24 protein-coding genes are annotated in these 24,587 nt (G+C 45.4%); 7 read left to right on the top strand and 17 right to left on the bottom strand.

From position 1 onward, the window contains the following. Positions 1–43: 43 nt before the first annotated feature. The 6 genes from BDD43_RS25140 to BDD43_RS25115 all read right to left on the bottom strand — a co-directional run bounded on the left by BDD43_RS25140 (position 44) and on the right by BDD43_RS25115 (position 6,634). Positions 44–2,029 carry a hypothetical protein gene (locus BDD43_RS25140; RefSeq protein WP_121200853.1) on the bottom strand — a complete coding sequence of 662 codons (1,986 nt, stop codon included), beginning with the start codon at positions 2,027–2,029 and terminating at the stop codon, positions 44–46. Between the two features lie 463 nt (positions 2,030–2,492). Then, a complete protein-coding gene (locus tag BDD43_RS25130; protein ID WP_121200849.1) occupies positions 2,493–4,292 on the bottom strand; it encodes a hypothetical protein in 1,800 nt (599 codons plus the stop codon). Between the two features lie 341 nt (positions 4,293–4,633). Beyond that, positions 4,634–5,089 (bottom strand): hypothetical protein, encoded by a 456-nt coding sequence (locus BDD43_RS25125; protein ID WP_121200847.1) that lies wholly within the window; start codon positions 5,087–5,089, stop codon positions 4,634–4,636. 42 nt (positions 5,090–5,131) lie between these two features. Continuing rightward, positions 5,132–5,563: a hypothetical protein gene (locus tag BDD43_RS25120; protein ID WP_121200846.1), complete on the bottom strand. Its 432-nt coding sequence runs from the start codon at positions 5,561–5,563 to the stop codon at positions 5,132–5,134. Positions 5,564–5,822: 259 nt separating this feature from the next. Then, complete coding sequence (locus BDD43_RS30255) at positions 5,823–5,984, bottom strand: hypothetical protein (protein ID WP_162847165.1); 162 nt, start codon at positions 5,982–5,984, stop codon at positions 5,823–5,825. A gap of 83 nt (positions 5,985–6,067) precedes the next feature. Further along, positions 6,068–6,634, bottom strand: a complete 567-nt coding sequence (locus BDD43_RS25115) for a hypothetical protein (RefSeq protein WP_121200844.1) — start codon at positions 6,632–6,634, stop codon at positions 6,068–6,070. Positions 6,635–7,230: 596 nt separating this feature from the next. On the opposite strand from BDD43_RS25115, the gene BDD43_RS25110 reads away from it, so the two are divergent. Next, positions 7,231–8,352, top strand: coding sequence for a Fic family protein (locus tag BDD43_RS25110; protein ID WP_121200842.1), 1,122 nt, complete (start codon positions 7,231–7,233; stop codon positions 8,350–8,352). A gap of 85 nt (positions 8,353–8,437) precedes the next feature. Here BDD43_RS25110 and BDD43_RS25105 read toward each other — a convergent pair whose 3' ends face one another. Further along, positions 8,438–9,790 (bottom strand): phage terminase large subunit, encoded by a 1,353-nt coding sequence (locus tag BDD43_RS25105; RefSeq protein ID WP_121200840.1) that lies wholly within the window; start codon positions 9,788–9,790, stop codon positions 8,438–8,440. Between the two features lie 416 nt (positions 9,791–10,206). Here BDD43_RS25105 and BDD43_RS25095 point away from each other — a divergent pair, with 416 nt between their 5' ends. The 5 genes from BDD43_RS25095 (at position 10,207) to trxA (ending at position 13,763) form a co-directional block, all read left to right on the top strand. Beyond that, on the top strand, positions 10,207–10,677 hold the full coding sequence (locus tag BDD43_RS25095) for a hypothetical protein (protein WP_121200836.1): 471 nt from the start codon (positions 10,207–10,209) through the stop codon (positions 10,675–10,677). A 138-nt stretch (positions 10,678–10,815) separates the two neighbouring features. Continuing rightward, entirely contained in the window at positions 10,816–11,205 is a 390-nt protein-coding gene (locus BDD43_RS25090; protein ID WP_121200834.1) for a hypothetical protein, read from the top strand. A gap of 154 nt (positions 11,206–11,359) precedes the next feature. After that, positions 11,360–12,907 (top strand): hypothetical protein, encoded by a 1,548-nt coding sequence (locus tag BDD43_RS25085; RefSeq protein WP_121200832.1) that lies wholly within the window; start codon positions 11,360–11,362, stop codon positions 12,905–12,907. Between the two features lie 270 nt (positions 12,908–13,177). Next, complete coding sequence (locus tag BDD43_RS25080) at positions 13,178–13,381, top strand: hypothetical protein (RefSeq protein ID WP_121200830.1); 204 nt, start codon at positions 13,178–13,180, stop codon at positions 13,379–13,381. An 82-nt stretch (positions 13,382–13,463) separates the two neighbouring features. Then, positions 13,464–13,763, top strand: a complete 300-nt coding sequence (gene trxA, locus BDD43_RS25075; protein ID WP_121200828.1) for a thioredoxin — start codon at positions 13,464–13,466, stop codon at positions 13,761–13,763. Between the two features lie 677 nt (positions 13,764–14,440). Here trxA and BDD43_RS25070 read toward each other — a convergent pair. The 7 genes from BDD43_RS25070 to BDD43_RS25040 form a co-directional block, all read right to left on the bottom strand. Next, entirely contained in the window at positions 14,441–14,752 is a 312-nt protein-coding gene (locus BDD43_RS25070) for a hypothetical protein (protein ID WP_147425733.1), read from the bottom strand. 443 nt (positions 14,753–15,195) lie between these two features. Next, positions 15,196–15,387, bottom strand: coding sequence for a hypothetical protein (locus BDD43_RS25065; RefSeq protein WP_121200825.1), 192 nt, complete (start codon positions 15,385–15,387; stop codon positions 15,196–15,198). Further along, positions 15,384–16,004: a hypothetical protein gene (locus BDD43_RS25060; protein WP_121200823.1), complete on the bottom strand. Its 621-nt coding sequence runs from the start codon at positions 16,002–16,004 to the stop codon at positions 15,384–15,386. The genes BDD43_RS25065 and BDD43_RS25060 overlap by 4 nt, the downstream gene beginning before the upstream one ends. A 77-nt stretch (positions 16,005–16,081) precedes the next feature. Continuing rightward, positions 16,082–16,813 (bottom strand): hypothetical protein, encoded by a 732-nt coding sequence (locus BDD43_RS25055; RefSeq protein ID WP_121200821.1) that lies wholly within the window; start codon positions 16,811–16,813, stop codon positions 16,082–16,084. Positions 16,814–17,213: 400 nt separating this feature from the next. Continuing rightward, positions 17,214–17,423 carry a hypothetical protein gene (locus BDD43_RS25050; protein ID WP_121200819.1) on the bottom strand — a complete coding sequence of 70 codons (210 nt, stop codon included), beginning with the start codon at positions 17,421–17,423 and terminating at the stop codon, positions 17,214–17,216. 59 nt (positions 17,424–17,482) lie between these two features. After that, positions 17,483–17,836, bottom strand: a complete 354-nt coding sequence (locus BDD43_RS25045; RefSeq protein WP_121200817.1) for a hypothetical protein — start codon at positions 17,834–17,836, stop codon at positions 17,483–17,485. Positions 17,837–18,091: 255 nt separating this feature from the next. Beyond that, positions 18,092–18,304 carry a hypothetical protein gene (locus tag BDD43_RS25040; RefSeq protein ID WP_121200815.1) on the bottom strand — a complete coding sequence of 71 codons (213 nt, stop codon included), beginning with the start codon at positions 18,302–18,304 and terminating at the stop codon, positions 18,092–18,094. Positions 18,305–18,408: 104 nt separating this feature from the next. Between BDD43_RS25040 and BDD43_RS25035 the strand changes: the two genes are divergently transcribed. Further along, positions 18,409–19,146 (top strand): S24 family peptidase, encoded by a 738-nt coding sequence (locus BDD43_RS25035; protein WP_121200814.1) that lies wholly within the window; start codon positions 18,409–18,411, stop codon positions 19,144–19,146. A gap of 393 nt (positions 19,147–19,539) precedes the next feature. Here BDD43_RS25035 and lspA read toward each other — a convergent pair whose 3' ends face one another. The 3 genes from lspA to BDD43_RS25020 all read right to left on the bottom strand — a co-directional run bounded on the left by lspA (position 19,540) and on the right by BDD43_RS25020 (position 24,130). Continuing rightward, complete coding sequence (lspA, locus tag BDD43_RS25030; RefSeq protein ID WP_121200812.1) at positions 19,540–20,079, bottom strand: signal peptidase II; 540 nt, start codon at positions 20,077–20,079, stop codon at positions 19,540–19,542. Positions 20,080–20,741: 662 nt separating this feature from the next. Continuing rightward, complete coding sequence (locus BDD43_RS25025) at positions 20,742–21,602, bottom strand: AMP nucleosidase (protein WP_121200810.1); 861 nt, start codon at positions 21,600–21,602, stop codon at positions 20,742–20,744. Between the two features lie 320 nt (positions 21,603–21,922). Continuing rightward, a complete protein-coding gene (locus BDD43_RS25020; RefSeq protein ID WP_121200808.1) occupies positions 21,923–24,130 on the bottom strand; it encodes a gliding motility-associated C-terminal domain-containing protein in 2,208 nt (735 codons plus the stop codon). Positions 24,131–24,587: the final 457 nt, after the last annotated feature.

The following is a 24,587-nucleotide window of genomic DNA, read 5'->3' as shown; positions in this document are numbered from 1 at the left end:
AAAGTGATAAGACCAATGAACCAATGACCGGTGAACTGATGAACTAAAGGCGTATCAGCTCTACTTTGCAGGGTTTTACGCCGGTGAAATCGGTTATTTTGCTGATGTAGAAGTAGCTGGCGTATTTTTGGATGTAAACGGGTTTAAAAAAATTGAGCGTTTGGATGTCGATTTCGTTGAGTTGCAGGTAGCAGGTTAGTTTGCGCTGATCGGCCAGTACGTTAATGAAATCGGCGTAGTGGTTGTTAAAAACGCTGGTCATGGTTAAATCGGCATTGGTATTGCCTGATGCAAAGTAGGCGAAGGGTATGCTATCGCTCACCGGGGTAAGATCATGATCCCAACGGTAATTTACGGGTACATCTTTTTTGTTGAGCAGCAGTATGCGCTGGGTGGTGCTGATGGTAAATTGGAGGCCGTTGGCACCAAGGGTATCATAATCGGCTATTTTTTTAATTGTTGATGTGCGGTTGTTGCCCAGCACCAGTTCGTCGTAACTGGCAGCAAAGGGTATATCGTAAATGTCCTGGTAAATATCCAGGTTAAAATCGTTAATGTAAAAGCTGCCGTTGCCGTATGTGGCGGGCGATATGGCATCGTCTTCGGCAAATTTGGCTTCGTTTTGCTGGTAGTAATCGCCTATCTGCACGTCGTAATCTTCGTCGGCCTCGGTAACTTTGGCACTCCAGTCAATGGCATTGGGCATTTGTTGTAAAATGTAGCCAAAGGGCACAATGGTAACGGTTTTGGCCACATTATCTGTTTGGATGATGGCGCAAAACAAAAACGAGATAAACTTTAAAAAATCGGTACAGTTCATATCGGGCATGGTGCCTTCCAACTGTATTTGTTCGCCAAAAATAACATCGTTGTTGTTGGCTTTTATGGTGAGGGTGGCGCCGTGGTAAATATCAACGGTGGTGTAAACACCGTGCCCGGCGGTTTCAACTTCCAAATAAATCTGGTCGCCGGGTTTTAGGGGTACGCCGGTGAGCGTCATGTTGAAATCGTAATGTTGTACGTCGTGATTATCGTCAACGAAAGATAAATTGGGTGCTTCAAATAACTTGTTTATTGAACCATCCGAATATCTTACCATAATTTTAAAATAAGCACCTTTACCGCTATCGCCCCCGGTATCTGGCCTGGCTAAATGTATTTGCGGGAAATGGGCATTAATGTCTACCCGCATAATGCGATCTGCCGTCCAGTTAATGCCGTCAAAAAGGTGGGCGGTATCGGCAATGGTTTGGTTAAACGGAATGGCGTTGTGTACGCCGTTGGGGCTAACAAAGTGTACATCGGTACCGCATTGTACCTCAATATCCTGCGGGGCATATTGGTCGATATACCGTTGCGGGTGCGATATTTTATCGGCACTAAAGGGCAGTATCAGGTTGTTGTAAATGGGGGTGGTTACCGGGTCGTCGGTAATTTTGTTGATGAGGGTATAACCTGCCGAGGCCACTATTTTATCAACCAGGGTTTTGGCAAATACGGCGGGCCGCATTTCGTTTGGCGATATGCCCTGGCCGCGTATGTCGCTGGTATCGTTGGTGATGTTGCCGTAGTTTATAAACGGGTAAATGTAGCCATCGGTGCGCAGGCGCGATGCTATTACGTTTTGCATGTTCCACAGGTGGTCGTACTCGCTCAGGTCGAGGTCGGTAATTTTGCCGGTTATCACATCAAAAAAATCGGTATTGCCGCAGCTTAACACAACGGTAAGCGCGCTTTTTGATGCACCCGTAATGCGCAAATTACCTTGCGGGATAACATCAACCCCGTTTTGGATGTACCGGCACGCCAGCTTTTGGCGGATGATGGCGACACCGTTAAAGTTAAGATCTTCGGGATAGCCCAGCGCGGCGCGGTTGGCGGCGGTATTGGGCAGGTTGATGCTGTTTGAGATGTTGCCCTGCACGGTTTTTAAATCGGCAAGGGTGTTTACGGCATACGACAGGGCGATTAGGCTGTCGGAAGGTAAATCTAACGGGATGTCGTTAACTAATAGTTGTGCGTTTTGCATAAGGCCCCCCAGCCCCCTAAAGGGGGAGTTTTTGATTAGCGCCTCCCGCAAAGGGAGGCTTGGTTAGTGAATTGAATGGTGCCCCCCAGCCCCCTAAAGGGGGAGTTTTTGATTAGCGCCTCCCGGAAGGGGGCTTGGTTGGTTAGAGCAAATGTTGAGTACCGGATTTTACTTGGTTATTTGGTGTTTGTTATTGATTTACTTAGGTTAAGTATTGCACCTACGGCGCAAAAAGAGATATGTTTGTTTTTTTTCTACCGACCTGTTGCACCTACGACGCAAAAAAAAATTTGTTTGTTGATTTCTACCGGGCTATTGCAGCTACTGCGCAAAAAAGACTGTTTGTCGTTTTTCTACCGGGCTATTGCACCTAACGGTGCAATAGAGATTGTTTGTTGATCGCTACCGGGCCACTGCACCTCCCGGTGCATTTTCTTGTTCCCCCTTTAGGGGGTTAGGGGGCTTAGGCGCGCTGCACGTTAACTTCGGGCAGGATAAAGGCAATTTCAAAATCGCCGGTTTGGCCGTAGGTTTGGTACATTTTTAGGGATGTGGTATCAATAATTACGCCTTGCCAGGTGTTGGTGGCGGCATTAACCAGGCGGTACACCTTGGGCGAATACAGCAGGGTTGCCAGTGCTTCGGCCTCGTAGGCGGGTATGTCGTTTTTGCCGGCGGTTATCTTCTTTTTTGCGCTTATGCTGATGAGCTGCTGGGTGCTATCCGCGGCAGCGTAATCGGCAATGTAGCGGTCCATCAATACGGGGTTTGTGGTGGTTATTTCGTGTATCTGGTTTTTAATGAGCATGTAATACAGCCAGCCGCCGGTTGGGCCCATCCACTTGAGGTACTCGTAGGGCAGGCCGTTGCAGGGCGATTTATCTAACAGTAAACGCCGGCTTTCGGTTACGGGTATGTTGTTGCCCTGCCCATCGGTGTAAAACAAAAAAACATCCAGCCAATTGCTGTTTGCGGGTATGTTTTGGGTTATGCGCAAGCGGTTAACGCCCAGCTTGTTGAGTAGCGTTCCGGGGGCCTGTCTTTCGATCAGGAGTTTAGAGCCGTCTTCGTTTAGCAGTGCCGAACCATCTTCGTTTAGTAACATGGATTCGCCCAGCGAACCGCAGATGTTGCCATTAACATCAATACCGTTACCACCCAGTTTAAGCTGATAGCCGGCCACCTTTTCGGAATAAATGAAGGAGATGTCCCAGGGCATATCGGTATAGAGCACGGGTATTTTAAAATCGTTTAAAAACTTGCCGGGGTTGGCCTGGTTTGCACCGGGATAGGTTACATAGGGCTGCATGTTGCCGCCGGTGGTGTTGCCAATTTGCATGGCCGAGTAGGTTACGTAAAAAGGGTCGCCGGCGCTTGTCCAGTCGGTATCGCTGCCGCCGTCCCAGGTTTCTTTGTACTCTACCGTATATGATGCGCTGATGTTGGCATCGCGATAGTTAATGGCTGTATAATTAAGCTCGTCTTGAGGCAGCAGCAGCGTGCGCAGGTATTTTGATATATCGGCCCGGCAATAGCCTGTTAGGTTGGCGGCATGGGTGGCCGTTATTACGTTTGCGGCACCATCGTACCCGCTGGTAATTTTGGTTATAAACTTGCGGCCCGGTACTGCCGTAGCACTTTGGTAACCAAATATTATGGGGTTAAACAGTGCGCTCCAGCGCGATTGGCCAATGGCCGGGCTGCTTACCAGCCTGTTAAATACTAATGGCGTGGTGGTTACGGTATAACTTTGCTGGGCAGTACAGCCCAGGGCATCGGTTACGTAAGCGGTGCCGCTACCGCCGGATAGGCTGCTAAAAACCGGACTGCTAACCCACGTGGTGTTGTTAATGCTGTAGCTGATGGGCAGGTTTGCCGTTGTGGCCACAATGGTTAGCGTGCCGTTTGCTGCGCCGGGCGCACTTTCGGCAACGGTGCTTAGGCTGGTTATGGCAATATTACAACCGGATGGGCCGCCGCTGTTGCCATCGCTGCCGTCATCTATTGGTACGGTGCCGGGAGTTGCCACTAAAAAGGGGAAGGTTAGGCTGGCGGTAAAGGTTACCAATGTGCCGGGCCCGGTTTGCAGGGTGCCCACATAATCGCCCTCGTTGAAGCCGCCGCGCTGGCTGCTGCTTAGTGTGTATTGCTCGTTGTTGCCGGTAAAATTTACGGAAAAGCCGTTGCCACCAACATCATAACGAATTTGGTAATGGCCAAACTCGTTATCAAATGAATTTACTATGGTACCTATTATTGGCATGGGGTAAGGGTTTATGGAAGATGTATCAGGTAAGATGGAAGATGTGTTTTTATGTAAGATGTAAAAATATGTGGTTGCGAGCGATAGCGTGGCAATTGCACGGAGGCCGGGCCGTTATGCAGGGCGAATATGTCTCTGTGCGGTTGCTTCGTACCTCGCAATGACAGGGCTTTTTAAGCGTGGAAATCGCACGGAGGCCGGGCCGTTATGCAGGGCGAATATGCCTCTGTGCGGTTGCTTCGTACCTCGCAATGACAGGGTTTTTTAAGTGTATTTTGTTGAGGTTTTTGGTCTAATTTCGTGCTTCTCGCATCTTGCCTCTTGCTTCTTGTATCTTAAAATTACTGCCCCATCTCCAGCATGGGTTTAAATATATCTTGCGAGGCGGTTTGCAGGTATTCGGCACTGATGTTGGCGAATACCTCGTCGAGCCGTTCGAGTTTGAGGGGGATGCTGAGTACGCCCGAGTTGCCGCCGGAACGGTATAGCCGCGTTCCGTTTTTGTGGATGGCGTTGGCTACGGCGTAGGGGTTTATGGCAAGGCCCTTGGCATCCAGCCAGTTTTGTATCACTTCAACCAGGTTGGGGTTGCCTGCCGGTGTGCCGGGATGGGTGGGGCCGCGGCCGTTTTCCATAAAGTAAATGTTGCTGTTGGCCATTAGCTCCAGTCCGTTTGGTATTTCGGTAATCTCGAGCGAGGTTAGGGTTTTGCCGCTGGCATTCATACCCTTTTGGGTGGCAATTTCGATAATCTGGTTGCGGATATCGGTAAAATAGGCGAACAATTGCAGGTTCATTTGGTGTATTAATTTGTGAGCATAGTTTAATGTTGAGTATACTTACACGCACACGGCGTAGCCGCTCCTGTCGCGCAAGGTTATCATGGTGAGTACGCCGCATACGCACATATCAAACTTGTAGTAGAGGTGTTTAAATTGTATTTTAGATACTTCATCAAACTGGCGGGTTTTGTTAAGGCGGGCCACGTATTCAATAGCTAAATCTTTCATTTGTTCGGCAATGGCGTCCTGCTCGTCGGTAGTTAAGTCGATGTCGCCTTTTTGGCAGAAAAACAAAAACAGGGGCCATGTTTTACGTGCCGCGCCTGTGGTGGCCGATAATTCGGCACCCGAATTGGTGATGGTTTGCACGTGCAGCATCGGGAAAGCGGCATCGTCGGCCTGTATGTTAGCCTCGTAATCTGTTCCGTAAAAAAAGGAAGCTATAGAGCTTTGCCCGGCGGCCAGGGTTTGGAGTGTGGTTTTTATCATAACGGATTAGATAGTTTGTTGGGGTTTTGCTTCGTGGATATAAAAAATAGCCATGTGCGCGGTTTTGTTAAGGTTAGCCATACTTGTTAGGTATTGCACCTACGGAGCAATGTGAATAAGTTAAGGAACAAAACAATATCGAACACTGAATTTTGAATGTTGAACACCGAAATTTATCTCGTAATGACGGTTTTTGGGGTGTTTTTAAAAAGCCTTTAAATAATATTGGCCATTTGCTTTTTAACTTTACTTGCTGTTTTTATCTTTTATCTACCTGGTTCACGGCTTCGGCGTAGCGTTTTTGGTATTCGGTGCGTTCGCGGTTAATGATGAGTTTGATGATGGTGCGCTCGTAGCTTTGGCTCAGTACGTTATCCCAGCGGGTTATGTCGAAATTGGCGAGGGTATCAATGGTGAGCATCCAGCCAAATTGGTTAAGCTTTTGCGAATTGGCGCGCTGCTCGTCGGCAGTGGGTGGGCGGTAAAGTAGCTTGCCCTGCTCGGTTATAAGTGCGGAAACTTCCGAAAAAAAAAATTGGCAATGGGCACGGCATCCGTTATCGGGATAGTCATTATTTGCTGCTGGTAGGCTTCGTTCTCAATTTTTTCGTCGTTATAAAGCACATCGTCGCCCATAAAGGGCAGCCATAAATAATGGGCCAGCACCTGCGGAATGATGTTGGTAGGGTCGAACTCAATTTGGGCGGCGGCGCAACGCTTTTGCTCGTCGTTAATTAAGTTGTAAACGGCTATAAATGCGCCCACGGGTTCTATTTTTAGGTTTTTAGGCACGCGGATGGTTTTGCCACCCACCACGGTTTGTTTGGGCAGCGTGTGGCCATCAAACCCGGCGGCCAGTTTTTGGCCCAGGGTGTTTAGCAAGGCGCTGCATTTATCCAGATCATCGCGGCCCTTGAAGTTAGAAACGGTTTCGTGGTTTATCCCCGTAAGGGCACAAATTTCGTGCAGGATGCCTTTTGACTGGCGCAAGGCAAAAAATTGCCCGAGGCTGATCTCGGCTACTTCGGTAGGGAAATTGTAGGGTACTCCGTTTAGTTTAATTGGAAGCATTTTTATTGGGATTTAGTGCGTGGATCATGGTTGATAGTCTTTAGCCACAAGTCTTGAGTTCTAAGTCAAAAAAAGAATAATCTAACTTTTGACTCAGGACTAGTACTATTAAAGTTGTATACCTACGTTTTTCTATAGGTGGCTAAACTGCGCCACGATAGCTGTAAAAGTTAAACTATAGTTGATGAACTATCAACCATTAAACCGTTTTATTACTTTGATTACAAAAGTAATAAATAAAGTTTGAATAATAAAAATTTTATGGGGTTTTAATTTGCAGTAGGCACAACCCCTGCATAAGTGACATACCTACGGCATGCAAATAAGCAATTATTGATAAGCTACCGACCTTTTGCACCGATGGTGCATTTTTAAATAGCTTAACTAAATTACATGTACCGCAATTGATAACCTTAAAGATGTTGATTTTGAGTTTAGTAGAATGAAGATTAGTGTTTAAGGTGAAAATGTGTTGTTCACATTAAAAAGTTGATTTTTTAATGTGAATGAAAGGTTGAGGGATTGCTTTAATGTTAAAAAGATAGATTGGCATTAAAATTTAAGTTTTTTAATGTGAAAAACATTAGTTTTGAACTATGGCCTACAAGATTAATCCCGATAGAATGAAACCTTGGAATGATTTACCAGAGTTGCCCATAGCACCGGAGCTATACCGGGACATTGACATTTATGAACAGTTAGGTAATGCTAAAGCAGCCCTTGCCAGATTGCACGGTAGAAGTATTGCAATACCCAATCAAGGCCTACTTATCAATTCAATAAGTTTGCAGGAGGCAAAAGCTTCCAGTGCTATTGAAAATATATTCACCACAGACGACGAACTTTACAAAGCCTATAGTGAAGAAAATATAAACCATACAAATGGCCCTGCCAAGGAAGTACTTTATTATAGGGAGGCACTTTGGGAAGGCCATCAATATCTGCAAGGCGACCAACCCATTGACACCAATTATTTTGTACGGATGTACCGGATAGTTAGTCAGTTTGCCGACGGCATTCGAACACCTATCGCCCAAATTATTATTAAGGAAGGTGGCACTGGCCCTAACGCAGGGAGAACGTTTTATACGCCTCCACGCGGAAAAGGAATTATTGAAGCCAAAATGGACAATTTGGTAGACTTTTTAAATGATGATAAAAAATACCCGGTAGACCCCTTGCTGAAAATGGCTATAGGGCATTATCAATTTGAAGCTATACACCCTTTTAGGGATGGCAATGGCCGTACCGGACGCATTTTTAATATCAATTATTTAGCCAAAAAAGGATTGCTGGATCATCCGATTTTGTTTTTGAGTAAATATATCATCGACAATAAGGAGGATTATTATGCCGGCCTTGCCGGAATAACGCAAAGAGGTAGTTGGAAGCCTTGGTTGCTATTTATGTTGAAAGCTGTTGAGGTTACCTCAAACATTACTTATGACAAGATAAACGATATTATTGCCGCCAAGAATGCCATTTTAACGGCAATTGAGGAAGATACAGATGTGCAACGGCCAGACCAACTTGTTAATGCCATTTTTACACAGCCGTTTACCAAAGTAAAGCATTTAGTAACCAGCCGTGCTTATGCCGAAAATACTGCCAGACGATACTTAGATAACTTAACCAGGATGGGCATACTTGAAAAAAGGGAGGTTGGCAAAGGTTTTTATTATTTGAACCTGGAGCTATACCGCATACTTTCGGCGTAGTGAAACAACACCGGGCGCAGGAATGGCGAAATTACCCCCACTACTTACTTTCGCATTATCGTGAAATAGGGAAAGGGCAAGTTGCTTAACCGTTTTGGGTTGGTAAACGCTTTTGGCCGGTTTGTAGCAGGCGGCTTTGTTTGAGGTTTGGTTTTTGGCGGAAGTGGAACTTGGCCTGGCCGCTTATTGCACCCAGGCGCAGGCATAAATCGGTAGCGGCCCAAACCAGGGCGTCAATACGGTTTGGCGATCGTTTGCCTTTTTGGGCTTCCCAGGTTGTCATCTCCAGCTCAAGCTCCAATAACTCATTAATGTGATGGGCCTTGCCTTGCTCGTAAATGGCGGCAATCGGTTCGGCGCGGGTAAGTTTATCGCGCGTGGCATGTACCGATCGGTAACTTATTTTGGCGTCCACATTGCGCAGCACGGCTTCAATTAAATCGCCGCCGTTGTTAACCTCGCCAATAATACGGTCGGCACGGTAATGGTTGTACAGGGCAACGGCTTTGCGTGCCCACTCGGTGGGGCTGTACTGGCCGGTGGCATCGTCAATAACGTATAAATGGTTGTCAAAACCAATGCCGGCTACAATAATGCCGGTTTCGTCGCTGGTATCTTTACTGCTCACGGCGGGGTCAATGGCAATTACTATCCGCTTAAGCGCTACGGGTAGGGTACCATCGGGGTTGCGGCAAATGCGGGTGCCGTTAAGCAGGTCGTCGGTCCAGAGGGCACCTTCGCTATCGTCGGCAAATTCGCCGTCCCTAAAACGTTTTCGTTTGCGCAGCGGGAGCGAGTTTAGGGTGTCCAGGTATTCGGTGCTAATGTTTTCCAGGTTTTGGTCGGGGTTCATTTTAAGCATGGCATACCTGGTGGGTAATAAATTGGTATTGCTTTCGGGGTCGGTATGTTCAACAAATACGCGGTACATCCAGTGTTTTTTTGATGGCGGGTTGGCATCAACAAACAAAAGCGGCTGCGCGCCATCAACCTTTTGGGCCAGGCGGGTTTTAATGGTGGTATAAGCTTCGTATGATATTTGGCTGGCTTCGTTTAAAAAAACGGTTAAAAATTCCATGCCGAGTATTTTTTCGGTACGGTCTTTATCGTCCAGTCCGGCAATCCATAATTGCGATCCGTTTTCAAGCTGGAGGTAAAAATCGGTATTGCGCCAGGTAAATTTTTCGTCGGGGAAGCAAACGCGGGTTACTTTTTTAAGGGTATCTAACCAAATGGAGTTTTTGGCATGACTAAAACGGTAACGCGCAATAATATGCCTTGAACCCGGATACTGCTGCGCCATGCGTAACTGCTGATGTACAATAACGAATGATTTACCCGACCGGCTGCCGCCAACTAATAAAAACTCGCGCGCATGGCCCAAAAAAAGCTGCGCGGCCTGGTTTTGAATAGGGGTAAGTTTAAAGGTGGTATCCATGTGTTTTTATTTCGGATTGTGGAGGGAGGATTTGGGATTTTGGAAGTCGGAGGGCGGATTTCGGATTTCGGAGGGCGGATTTCGGATGTCCGTTTTGGGATTTCGGATTTCCTACATCTGACTTCAGATTTCTGTTTTCAGATTTCTGACTTCCGTCATCTGATTTCAGTTTTCAGAGATCTGAAAAACGGATTTATTATTGGGATAATAAAGTGGTGTAAAGGTACAAAAAATATTTTACAGGGCTGGTATCAATTTTATTTTAGCCGTTGGGTTAGCTGTTTGGTTAAAAATTGGCGGCGGCCAGGTACTGCAAAATAGGGCGTGCTGCATTATGAAACGTTAAAACTAAAAATAGGAATGGTTTTAGTACTTTAGCGGCCTCAAACAACCAGTTTTAAATTTTATCTATCAAAATGAAACAATCTTTTAAAATTTTATTGCTTTTATTATTAACCACGGGCTGTGGCGTTAAAAATGGAAAAGAGGAAATTGAAAAAAAGATACAGGCCAAGGCCGACGATTGTAAGGGTGCTGCCAATTGTATTGTTAAAATTGCCGATTTAACCAGTTTTAAATGGGACGGCCTTTGTGTGTTTAATACGCCCCTGCCAAAGCAAGATGTTGAAACCGCGCTTGGCGTGCCCTATCCGGATTATGAGGAAGGCACCCGGCCCCTGATATTTTTTTACCAGGGCAAAATTGTTTACAGCGAAAATAACCCAAACGGCTTAATAAAGGGTACGCCCGGCCAGGTGATATATGATTATGCCGTGGGTTTGCATTACGGTGTATATAACCCGCAAAATGCCGTTTTTAACGTTAAGGTTGAAAAAGGTGGCCCAAAAACATTTTACTCCATGCACTTGGTGCGCGCCGTTAAATAAATTATTTTTTTTGCCGAAACATTAATTTAACACAGGTTGCGTAGGCCATGTACTGCATGCGCCAAACTGTTAATTTTAAAGAAAATTTGCATGCGTAAAGTTAAAATGCTAACTTTAATTGTAAGTTTACAATAAGCCATGAAAATTATTTTTTTTACCCTTATTTCGGTTAGTTTGGGGTTAGGTGCAACTGCACAAGTAACGCCCAACCTGTTGCAAAATAAAGTGCAAAATTTTAAGTTGCAAGGTTTAAAAAGTGCCCCAAACCTTAACAGTTTGCTGTTAACTAACCCATCGCCAAGTATTGCCGATTATTTGGCATTGCCGCCAACTGCTGCACTGCCCAGCAACACCATTAATTTTGATAACGCCGAGGTTGTTTACAGCCGCATGCCCGTTGTGCGCTTAGGCAGCACCGATAAAATGCCGGTTTATAAATTAAACGGAACGCATTACACCATGCTGGTTAAACGGTTTAAAGTGGTTGATGCGCTTAAGGTTGATGCGCCTGTTACTGTGGGCCCATAACGGTTTATTTTTATGGTTGGTATGTAAAAAAGGCATAAGGCCGCTTTGTGAGCCGCGTTGGTGAAATAAAAAACAAATCCTTAATAGTTAAAAAATACGTATATTAGCTATTTTTATATAACATTTGGCAAAGCGTTGCCCTGTTTTATCATTTATGGATAAGCAATTATATATAAACATACTTGATGTTTTGCAGCAAAGCAACGCCATTGATAAAATGGTGGATATAAAACCTGCTTTTGACCAGGAACTTGATACCCAGGAAAAACGTAAAAATTTTAAAGCTCAGCTTGATTATTTGGTGGCCCAGGGGCTGATAGTTACCGACGGCAAATACGACTTTTTGGGATGGCAGCTTTTAAACGGCCTTTACCCCGTTGAGGGTAAAAAAATTGAAGCCCGTTTAGCCGGAAAATGGCAAAGCCATATTGCCTATAAACGCGGCGTTAAGGGCGAGCCGCCAATTATACCTATGGCTGCACCTGCGCTTGCCCCGGTTGCCCGGCTTGGTTTGTACGATGCGCCTTCGGCGGCACCATCGCTTACGCCTGGAGTGGGGCCGCAGCAATTGGCCGAGCCGCCGCTAACTGCAGAAACCGATGCTACCCCTGCAGCTAACAGTAATGATGATAGCGACTTTTTGCCTTTTAAAATTAAAAATCCACTACAGGCCAGGTCAAACAACAGTAATGTTAATTTAAAACCCGAATATTTTGCGCCCCTTAAAGCTAAAGCCGAGGAAGCGCAAACCGAGCTAAACAGCGATAATTTTTTAAAGGAAGATGATTTTTTGCCCTTTAAAAACAAAACCATACCGGCAGAAGAATTAGAGTACGAGAACAGGTTTTTTAGGGAGGCCGATTTTTTGCCTGCCAATACCAAAAGGGCCAATGCTGCCGCAGCCAGTACCGGCAACAACCTTTTAAACAGCAACCCATTTGCCAGCGAAAGCACCGGCACCCTAACTGCTGCTACACCCGAGCCCGAAAAAGCGCCCCTGCCGCCAGCTAAAATACCCGAAGTGCCTCAGGAGTTTTCGCCATTAAAGGTTACTTATTCGCCGCCAAGGGTTGATGTTAAACCAATGGTGCTTACAGCCAAGCCCTTTAAACCGGCACCTGTAAATACCCCTCCCGAAAGTAAAACTGCGCCTGTTGCGCCTTTACCGCCGCAGCTTACCAGGCCCGAGCCGGCATTGCCCGGCGCGGTAACACCCCCTGCTGCAACAATGCCCGAGCCTGTGCCAGGTCCGCCAATTGTGCCTCCTGCCGCGCCATGGCGCAGTATGCGCAGCGACCCGGATGAGCCTATTTTAACTGCCCGTACTGCAAGCTTGCTTGCCGCGCAGCCCTTGCCCGAGCCCGAAGCACAAACGCCCATTGCCGCAGTTGAGCCCGAGGTGGTTAAGGAACTTGCACAACCCAAGGTGGTTAAGTTTGCACCCCCAGGCGCGCCAACGCCTAAACTTGCCGATGCCGCGCCGCCGCAGCGCAACATAGTACTGCCGCCGCCATCAAATTACACGCAGATGAGGTTTGATACCGATAATAACCCCTTTGCCGATTTAAGTACCATATACCTGGCTAACGACGAGGATAAGCCTAAAACACTAAATTTGGCAACGCTTTTAAAATGGGCCATTGCTATAGCTGTTTTTATGGGGCTTGTTTTGGTTTATTTGCTCACCAAAAAGCGGTATTAGTGTAATATCAATAGCTTTTTATATTGCTTTTTGTGCTGTTATGGGGTAGCTTGGTGCGTTATTTTGTAATATGCTGTTTAAATTTCATTCACAAATAATTATAAAGAATAAAAATATCAATTCCCCGCGTCATTGCGAGGTACGAAGCAATCTTTAAACTATACAGAGCGGCTCTGTAAGTCCGTTTCTCCTGCTTAGAGATTGCTTTGTACCTCGCAACGACGCTCGTTTGGGTATTTTTTAAAGAGCCTCTAAAAATCTTAATTCCCGATGTCAAACCCTATCGCTTTTTTGGCCGATCAGTTGTTGCCTGGCTTTATCCCTAAGGATGCTGCAGCAACTACGCTTACCTTTCAGTTTACTATGGTGCCCAATACTACTTACCGGGTTAACTATGTTAAAACGCAAGAAAAAGGTAAAGCCGTTTGGACGTTTACCGGATACGAACTTGTTGAGCCACCTGCCGCCGGGTAAAGCCCCATGGTGCCAATTAAATAAACCCGGGCGCAAACCAATTAACTACCCCAAGCGTTAAAGGTTTATAAACTATAAAACCATGGCAAGTTTTGCTGAACTGATACAATCTGACAAGCCGGTACTTATTGATTTTTCGGCAGAGTGGTGCGGGCCGTGTAAGGCCATGCCACCTATTTTAAAGCAACTTAAAGATGCTCTTGGCGATACAATAACCATCCTGAAAATTGATATTGACAAAAACCCGGCGGTGGCCGGTGCCTACAAGGTGCAAAGTGTGCCTACGCTGATGCTGTTTAAAAACGGACAAAGCAAATGGCGACAAAGCGGCGTAATGCAGGCCAGCGAACTGCAAAGGGTTATTGCCCAGTTTGGCAAGTAAGGTGGTAAGTTAAAAGTACTAAGCGTTGAGTGAAAAGTTAGCTTATTATTTTTTGTATAAAAGGCTGTTTAAAAACATCAATCCCCTGCGTTTATCGCGAGTAATAGAATCCTGTGGCCTATGAAAGTGAACTGATGTTCGAAAGAGCGTTGGCTTGTGCCATTCCCCTCTCGAGAGGGGCGGAGGGGTGTGTTATTTTCGAAATGCCTGGCGTACAACACACCCCGGCCACTACACGTTTCAACCCGCCCACTCTCGAGAGGGGAATTAAAAACGTCATGGGTAGCGACAGTCGAAGGACGGAGCGGTGGCCTCTTTGCGCGACTCAAAATGCACTCGCCATTTAATCATATCTACTCTGTATAGCTGCTTGGCCTCTGCGCTCCCTTCTTCGACTGTCGCTCAGAATGACACCCTTATTAAAAACGTTATTGCGAGGTACGAAGCAATCTCTACGCAGGACAAACGGACTTACAGAGTAGCTTTGTATAGTTTAGAGATTGCTTAGTACCTCGCAATTGACGTGGTGAATTGGCGTTTTTCTTCTAAACACTATCTATCAGTACACTATTAACATCATAGTAGTAGCACTAAGCCGCGCCGGTGCTGGGCTCAATAAAAAGGCTTCGCCAAATTAATGGTGAAGCCTTTTGGGGATATATATATTAGGCGTGTACTTATGATGCTTGCGAATAAATTGTCATGGCGGGGCGGTTCATTATTTTGGTTTTGATTTCGGTATCGTTATCGGTGTATTTGGCTTTTAATTTTTTTAGTATCTCAAAACTAAACGCATCGCGCACCGGCAAATGGTTGGACTCTAACGATTTTGGGTGTAATTTCAAGGCTTTTAAGGGCACCAGCAAATCCATATGGTTAATATGGGTAAGGCCGCTTTGCGGGTCGGTTTCGTAAACAACAAAAGTGTCTATCATGTTACCTGCCGCATCGGTGTAAATTACGCTGTCGTGTTCGTTGTAAGTTTTCATAAATCGTAGAGTTTTTTTGTTGTTATGCAATTTATTAAACAATAGGTGTGCCATTTAACCAAATGCGCTTAAAACCCTGTTTTTCAGGTGTTGTAATTTAACTAAAAATTAATTTTTGCTACACCGTGTATTTAATTTTGAACACGAAGTGGGGGATATGGTTTAAGGTTTGCAGCGTGGACGCTGCAAACTGTTTTTGTTTAGGCGTGGACGCCTAAACGGGCGGGGGGCGCTCACGGGGTGCAAGGGATTATGGTTTGGGGTTTGCAGCGTGGACGCTGCGAACCGTTTTTGTTTAGGCGTGGACGCCTAAACGGGCGCGGGGGTGCAAGGGATTATGGTTTAAGGTGGGCAGCGTGGACGCTGCAAACCGTTTGTGTTCAGGCGTGGACGCCTAAACGGGCGGGGGAAATAATTATAGAAACTTCAACGCCCTCTTCGCCTCACTGGTGCAGCCAATCTAAAATATCGGTGTTTTGGTTAATCAGGAGGTCGAATAATTGGAATAGGGTGATGCGTTTGGCTTCGGTGAGGATGAGGTTTGGGGCCTCGCCGTTTATAATTTTGTTGAGGGTTGAGCGCAGGCCGGCGCGTTCGTCGGCGTAAAGCGATACGCGGCTGTAGCGGTTTATCATGTTTTGGCGGGCTTGCTGCAATATGCCGGCTTCTTGCTGGGGGTAAAGGGTATTTTGCCCATTGCGTTTATGTTATCAAATACCAGGCTGCCATAGTCGTTATAATAGCCGGTGGTTTTGTACTGGTAAAAGGCGGTTGCTATGCGGCTAATGCGGTTTTGCTTTATTTGTTGGGCACTGGGCACTGGTTTTGGGGCCTGACTGGCCAGTGCCGCGCTGTGTGCCTTTATGGCGTTTAGGCGTTGCTCGCTTTGGTAATGGGCCATTAAAAAATGCATAAATGTGGCTACGTTAAGGCCAAAAAAGTTACCAAACTGGCGCAATATGCCGCGGTTTATGGCAACGGGTATTTCGCTTAGGCGGATGTTGGGCAGGGTGCGCAGTACTTCGGCGGGCATGTTTTGTACCAGGTAGGTAATCTCGTCGTTACGGTCGGTGGTGTTAATGCCCATATCGGCAAAGGCTTTGGCCATTGCCTGCGCCAGGGTGTACTCTAACTGTTGTGGCGTAGCCTGTATGGCCAGGGGCGAATTTAACAATTGCGCCATGGCTGTTGCCGATGCCGTTGGCACCAAATTGCTTGTATATTGCGGGGCACTATCAGCTTGCTGGTTCATTTTTTAGCGTGTGGTTGTAATAATTGTAATGTTTAACGTATGGGGTTTGATGTTGCTGGTGGTTGCCCGGATATGGCCTAACGGTACTGTAAGGCTTGCTGAAAGGCGTTGGTTATTTGCACAATTTTGCCTGCCCCGGCGGCGGCGTTGGTTTGGTTCAAATTTTCGCGCTCAAGCCATTTTTTTGCGGTGAGGTATAGCGAGGTGTATTTTTTGTTGTTTTTATAGTTTTCTACCTCATCTAAAATTTTGTTGATGTGGTTAACGGTGTAACCGGCATCAATTAGTTTATCGTATTCATCGGTAAACAAAACCAGGTGGGCAAAGGCCCTGTATATTGTTCTTTGTTTATCTATTTTTTGTTTATTGGCTTTATTAGTTTCGTCCGGTTGTTGTCCGGCAGTTGTCGGGTCGGTGTCCGGCTGGTGTCCGGTTTGCTGGCTGGCGGTTTTGTTTATGGTGTTGTAACTTTCATAATTACAGATGGTTATAATGGTTTGCGTGGTGTTGGGGGCTGTACGGGTTGTTATCATTTGTTCGCTTTTAAGCAGTTTTAAAAAGCTTTCTACTTTGTTTTTTGTCCAGCCCCAGCGTTCCATTAAAAAGCGGATTGATGCGGGTAGTTCGCCGCGGTTCCATCGCACAATATTGCTGCCAATTAACACCCGGCCCTCGGTGTTATCAAACCTTGCCGACGTTATCAAATCAAGCCAGGCTTCAAATTTGGAATACTGGCGTTTTTCGGCCCAAAATTCGTGTTTAAAAAGCTTGCGGTTTATGGGTATAAAATTGCTTAATGGCGTTTTCATGGCTAATTAAAGTTGGCAAAGAGGGTAAAAAATGCGGTTTTTAGGCGGCGTTTGTTTGGTTAATTTTATTTTGTTTGATGAAATGATGGTTTAGAAATTATCGTTTAACAAAAGCATTTTAATTTTTAGTATTGGTTTGATGGGGTTTTATTTCTGTGTGTTAATTATTTAGCTTAATTTGGTCCGCCCAATTAAGCTAAAGTTATTACTGCATGCTCGAAGATCACTATTTGTGCCCGAAGTGTAATGTTTCATTCCATTACCAAATTCCACGTAGCCGTTGGATTAAATCGTTGTTTCCTAAACTTTCTAAACGGAAGATGTTTTGTGCTAAATGCTCCAAATTGTATTATGTGCGCATAAAGGATGAGCACCAGCGAGACGATAATTAGGTTAATTGTTACCCCTCGAATACTTTATACGCACTTGCCGTTTTAGAACGTACCAGTTTGCATTGCCTGGTTAAACAGGTTATTGCGCGGCGCACGGTGGGCAGCAATACATCGTGCCCGGTTATGGCGCTCACTATGGCCCTTACTTTTGCCGGGCTAAGCCACTCGCCGCTGTGGGTTTTAAATATCGTTAATATCAGTTCTTCTGTTTTGTTCATGTGGTTTTGCAATGTTTTGTTGTGGATGGAAATGCTGCGCCGATAGTTTATTGGCGGGGTTAAATGGTGCTTTCTAAATACTTGTGTATCACTTCGTGGTAGTTTTCGTTTAAAAAGGTTTCAATATCGGTTGCTGTTTCGGTATGGGGTTGTACGCTGCCGGTTTGGCTATCGTAACGGTAGGTTTCCCACTGGTTTAGTTTTTCGGCAAGTATGTAGTTAATAAGTGGTTGGCGCTCCAGGTGGGTATCCATCCATTGGGGCGTACTCATTTTAAGGGTAAAATCGAGGCACCACGATACATCGTAACCGCCATCGGCACTAAAATTAATATCGTCAATATAAATAGCTTTTTTATCGGCAAACAGGTGCGCCAGCAAATTATCAACGTTGGTGTTTGTTAAGGTTGGCATCGGGAGTTAATGATTGAATGATTGAGTGATTGAGTGATTGAATTTTGAATGATTGAGTGATTGAATTTTGAATGACTGAATGATTGAGTGATTGAATTTTTGAGTGGGTGAATTTTGATTGTGAATGAGTAATTATTTATTCTATTCAATAACTCGGTAGTTATTTCATTCAATCACTCAATCACTCAATCACTCAATCATTCAAAATTGATTCAATCACTCAATCATTCAAAATTCATTCAGTCATTCAATCATTTATCTTAACCTCCATACTCTAAAGTAGCCGCCGGGTTCTTTGGCGGTGGTGAAGGCTTTTTGCAGGTTGCTGTGGAAGTGCATGCTGATGGCTGCTTTTACCGAATTATAGTATTGAATGCTGATGCGGGTGCTTTGGTTTACCTGCATTTTGTTTAAACTGGCCTTCCAGTTACGGGGTGGGGGAGGTGGGATGTGATTTTCTACTTGCATTATTGAAAAACAATTTGTTACTTTGGTTATTATTGATGTACAAATGTAATAAGATACTTTCAATAATGAAAGTGAAAGAGTGAAAATATTTCAATTTGTAAAGTATGCATGAAGGAGACTACACCCGGAATACCCTTAAAGGCACCGGGAAGGCCATGGGCGATATTGCTATTATGCTGGGTTTAACACGCCAGGGGCTAAATTATCACTTGCGGAAGGATGTTTTGGAGGCTGGTTTTAAAAGGTTGTTGCTGGGTAAATTTCCGGATGCTTTCAATTTTGAAAGTGATGTGCCTTTGTCGATGATTGTGGCCGAGCATACTAACGGGTATTCGGTTGGGCAAATGCAGCATCACGACGGCGATTCGCCTTTTATTGATTTGGGTAACGGGCAGTATATTATGATTGTGCCTTTGGTGCAGGATTATGCGTATGCGGGTTACTTATCGGGCTACCAGGATGATGAGTACCTGGAGGAGTTGCCCAAGCATAGTTTTGTGGTAAATAAACAACATAAAGGGCATTATATGGCTTTCCAGGTTATTGGCGATAGCATGAGCAATGGTACAGATGAGAGTATTACCGAGGGCAGCACGGTTACGGGCCGCGAAATACAGCGGCATTTATGGAGCAGCCGTTTCCATATTCACCGTTTTAAGGATTATGTGATTGTACACAAGGAGGGTATTTTAATTAAGCGTATTGTTAAGCACAATGTTGATGCGGGTTTGATTACCTGCCAATCGCTCAATCCGGATAAGGAGGGTTACCCCGATTTTGAACTCAACCTTGACGATTGCCAGCAGATTTTTAATATTGTTAACGTTACGCAGATACGGTAAAATTGGGTTTATGCCTTAGAGCGTGTTTAAATTTTATTTGTAAATAATTGTAAAGAATAAAAATAGCAATCCCCTGTGTCATTGCGAGGTACGAAGCAACCGCACGGAAGCATATTCGCCCTGTATAGCAACCCGGCTTCCGTGCGGTTGCCACGCTATCGCTCGCAATGACATTACGATATTGATTGAAGGATTGAGTGATTGAATGTAATTACATTTTTTCAATAATCATTGAAATTCAATCCTTCAATAACTCAATCCTTCAATCATTAAAATTGCGAGGTACGAAGCAATCTCTACTTATGACAAACGGACCTACAAAGCCGCTCTGTATAGCTTAGAGATTGCTTCGTGTAATGAGACGTTGCCTGGTTTGTGGTGTTTTTTAAATATTTAAGCTTCGGTTGGGGTGGTTTGGGGTTCTGTTTCGGCTTCGGGTTGTTTGTTTTTATCTTCGCTGCGGAGGCAAAAAAACAGAATAATTACGCCAAAGGTTACGCACATATCGGCCACGTTAAATATGCCGGTGCGCAGGTTTTGGATGCCGATGTTGATGAAATCGGTAACGTGGCGGTCGAAAAATATACGGTCGATAAGGTTACCCAGTCCGCCCGAAAATATCATGGCCAAAGCGGTGGTTTTTGTTACCGACATTTGCCGTCGGTGCTTAATAAAGTACACAAAAAGCCCTACCATTAAGCCCAGTGGCAAAATGCTTAGTAATATAAAATTTGCGGTTTTGGGCAGGTTATCGCCCAGGCTAAGGGCGGCACCTGTGTTTTCGGCATACTCAAGCACAAAGGTATCGTGGAAGTAGGATAACACGGGGGCATTCATTAAATGATCTTTAGCGAGTTGCTTGGTAAACCTGTCGCAACCTATAAACAGTACTGATAGCAGGCAGAAAAATATGATTTTATTACGGGCCAACATGCGTTTTTTTTGCGATAAAGATATGGAAATTGACCGAAATGCGAACGGCTTTGGCTTTTGCGTGAGCAATAAACCAAAACCGTTGTTTTGCGCGCCAAGGGTAAAGTGTATTTAATATGAGTACGCATCAAGAGTAACTCCAGAGGAGTTTAAGGGCGGTAGAAAAGGCACCTGGTAATTAGTTCGTGCCGGAGGTACGATACTTGGCCGGTTGCTATCACAAACCTTAATAGTTTGTTAAGTATTGCACCTGAATACTTTATTTTCTACCGAGCTATTGCACCTAAAGGCGCAAAATGGTTGGATACTTTGTTTTTCTCCGGGCTATTGCACCTGCGGCGCAAAAGGGTTGGATACTTTGTTTTTTACCGGGCTATTGCACCTACGGCGCAGTATCTGGGTAGAATGAGCACCGGAACTATTAATAGAAAGTTATGTTGGCTATTCCTTTTTAGTTATTTCAGCTTTAGCACTCCGGGGATTTTAGCGCTCCAAATGAACGCCTGTTGTGGAGGGAACAGCTGCTTAGAATAATACAAATTTCTGTGTGGATCTCTGTGCAAAACCTTTGTGTTCTCTGTGGTTGATTTTTACCACGGAGGACACAAAGAGGGGAGTACAAAGGGCACGGAGCCAAATTACCTTTGGACTCCTTGATGGGTTTAAAACTTTAAGTGTTTTACCGTTAAGCCGTTGTTGATGAGTTGCTTTAGCGAATCGATACCTACGCGTAAATGGGTTTCTACATAGGTTTCGGTTACTTTGCTATCGCTTTCGGCGGTTTTAACACCTTCGGGTATCATGGGCTGGTCGGACACTAAAAGTATTGCGCCTGTTGGTATTTTGTTGGCAAAACCGGTAGTGAAAATGGTTGCCGTTTCCATATCAATGGCCATTGCACGCAGGGTTTTAAGGTATTTTTTAAATACTTTATCGTGTTCCCAAACGCGGCGGTTGGTGGTGTAGCAGGTGCCGGTCCAATAATCGCGGCTATAATCGCGAATGGTGGTTGATATGGCCTTTTGCAGTGCAAATGATGGCAGGGCGGGCACTTCGGGCGGCATATAATCGTTTGATGTACCTTCGCCACGTATGGCGGCTATGGGCAGTATTAAATCGCCAACGTTGTTTTTCTTTTTAAGGCCGCCGCATTTGCCCAAAAATATTACGACTTTGGGGTGTATGGCGGTTAGCAAATCCATCACGGTGGCGGCAAGGGCGCTGCCCATACCAAAGTTAATAATGGTTATACCATCGGCAGTTACGCTTTGCATAGGTTTATCTAAACCCATAATTGGAGCGTTATCATGCCACTCCGAAAACATTTGCAGGTATTTTGAAAAGTTGGTGAGGATGATGTATCCTGTAAAATCGTCGAGCGGGCGGCCGGTGTAACGTGGCAGCCAGTTGGCCACAATGGCCTCTTTGGTTTTTAAGCCCGATTTGATGGGGGTGCTTACTTCTTTAATTTTTTGAGTTGTTTGTGGTTGGGCCTCTTTTTTTACGTCTTTTTCTTCGTTCATAATAATTGTTTGTATAACAGCCGCCGGATAGCGGCATTTACATGAAGATAATAAAAAAAAGGCAATTTTGCAAATGGTATTGCTTTTTAGTTTGTACGTTTTGTTGCACTATAGTGGTTAATAGTGCTTTTAAGCACGCTGGTAGTAGTATTTGGGGCTCGCAAAATATTTCTCCCTTAGGTGGCGATGGCAATGGTTTTTTACCTGTGATTGCGAGGTACGGGGCAACCGCACGTAGGCTTGTTAACCCGGTATAGTTTTCCGTTCTACGAGCGGTTGCCACGCTATCGCTCCCAATGACATGATTTTTTGATATACCCCTACAATATAAGCGTAACACTGCCCGCTTTGGTGAAGCTTTGTTTGAGATAGGTATCGTAGCCATCCAGTATCCAATAATAGGTGCCTATGGGCATTTTTTGGCCGTTGTAGGTGCCGTCCCAACCTTTAAGGTAGTCGGTAGTTTCAAAAAGGAGGCCACCCCATGAGCCGTATATCCTGAAATGATTGAGCTTAATGGAGTTGGTTATGTTGAGCCGGAATACGTCGTTTTTGCCATCGCCGTTAGGGGTAAAGGTGTTTATGCCATAATCAACGGCGTTGGGCGCGTTAATGTTAGCATGTACCGCTTTTATTATTGAGCAATTGTTGCCGTTTACGGCTTGTATATAGTAGGTGCCGCGCACGGCAATTTTGGTAGCATCGGGTATGAGCCTGGTTGCCAGGCTATCCATATAGTAATAATAGGCGGTACCTGCCTGGCGGGTAAAGCTTTGTGTAATATCAATGGTAGCGGGGAAGGTAACCGCAGGCGGATCGGTAAGGTTTTTTATCTGCGGGTACTCATAAACGTTTATAAATATTGGTTTAACATCCGAAACGCAACCTGTAGTGGGGTTGGTGGCCCTGATGTAGTATTTTTGGTTAGTACCAACAGGTATGGCCTTTGGTGTTAGCATAGGGTTGGTACCATCGGGGTTATTCCAATACGAAAATTGGGCACCCGGCGTGCTGCCTGTTGTGGCTGCATCTACAGTAATATCGCCAAGGTTACAGGCGCTTATGGTGTTGGTTTTTAATACGGGTAAATCGTTTACTAAAACGGTAACTTGCTTAACATCGTAACAGCCATTGGTAGTATTGGTAGCCTTAATATAATAAGTGTTGGTTTTAGCTATTGCCTTATAGTTTGTGAGGGGTATAAGGCAGGCGGCATCGATAAAATAGGTTAAGTAATTGGCCATAACGCTGCCTGCGGTTACTGCGGGCAGGCTAATATCAACCGTTGTGCCGGCGCAAACCTGCGGCGGGTTGGTAATAATTAGTGTGGGAGTTGCTAACCGTGTTATGGTAATGGGGCTAACATCCGAGCAGCCCGAAGGGCCGGTAGCCTTGATATAAAAGCGCCCGGCGGTGGTTATTTTTGTTGGATCGACAACGAAATTTTGTAACTGGGCATCGGTATAATAAAGATAGGGGGGCGGGTATGTACTACCCGCTGTTATGCTGGCAGCGGTTATATCAACCGGCACATCCCTACAGGCCGAAAGCTGGGGCTGTACCGTGAGTACCAGTTTATCGGCCCGCATAATGGTTGTTGTAATTACATCTTCGCAACCAAGGCCGGGGTAGGGCTCAATACGAACGGTGTATTGTGTACCCACTGCGGGCAGCGGGTTTATGCTATAGGTGTTGGTGGTTGCTACCGGTGTACCGGTGGCGCTGCTGCCCAGGTACCAGGCGTATGATGCAAAACCGGCAGGTGCTTTTAAGGTTAACGAGGTGCTGCCATCGCATATATAGTTACCCGTTACCGGGGATGCGCAATTTTGTTCCACATCCAGGTAGGCGTAGGCAAAGTGTGCGCCGGGGGCACAATTGTTTGTGGTAAACTCAAGCCGCAGCGTTTTGCCTGCATAACCCCTAAGATCAATTGTAACGGGCGACCATTCTTTATAATAAACATCCAGGTCTCCGTGATAGCCGCCCACACTGGAGTGTGTAAAACCGGGTAAGTTACGGATGGATACAAAGTTAAAGTTGGCGCAATCGGTATATTTATCGTCGGTTACGTTGTAAACGGCGGCTATAAATTTGGGTTTATTTAAGTCGGTATGCCTGCCATCGTTCGGGTCCTCTAAAACTACGGCGTAGTAGTATATCAGGCTAAAATCGTTATTGTTTTGGGGCACGGTAAAGGTGTAGGTAAGTTTTTGCGCCTTGTTTACGCCACTGCTGTTATCGCCCAGTTTGGCAATAGTGCTGCTACCGTTTGGGCTGGTTAAGCTAAAGCCGCCATACTGGTCAACCTGTTGCGATGCGCGGGTTATAATGCTGTGTATACCATCTACAATGCCTTGCCCGGTAAATGTGATAACGCCGCTTGGGTTTTCTATATTGCCGGTATAGCCTGTCCAGCCGGTAAAATCGCCCATATCAAAACCAATGTTGGTGGGGCATTGGGCATTAACGGCGGTGGCGCATAGTATTAAAAAAAACGCAATAGTATAAACAAGCGGCCTAAACATTTACAAACTGGGGGATTTATAATTTACCAAATCAAAAATACATTTTAAATTAACATTTTATACTTATTGGCCCGTAACGTTTTAGCTAAAATGAATGTTGAAACGTGCTGCGCCGGGCTCCGCGATTAAAAAATGCCCTATTGTAACGGTTTTTTTGGCAAACGGGTATGTGGTTTGGAAAATAAATAGTGGGATGTACTGCCTCTTTTGCCACGTTATTGAAAGGCAACGTTTTTTATATCTAAATTTTGTTTTTGCGAAGCAATAGAATGCTGCGCCCTATGAAAGTGAACTGACGAATAAGAGCGTTGGCTTGTGCGATTCCCCTCTCGAGAGGCGCGGAGGGGTGTGTTATTTTCGAAATGCCTGGCGTACAACACACCCCTGCCACTACACGTTTCAACGCGCCCTGCTCTCGAGAGGGGAATTAAAAACGTAATGGGTAGGTACGAAGCAA

The organism is Mucilaginibacter gracilis (genome assembly GCF_003633615.1).
Classification (GTDB): Bacteria; Bacteroidota; Bacteroidia; order Sphingobacteriales; family Sphingobacteriaceae; genus Mucilaginibacter; species Mucilaginibacter gracilis.
This window is presented reverse-complemented; position numbering and strand designations above follow the sequence as displayed.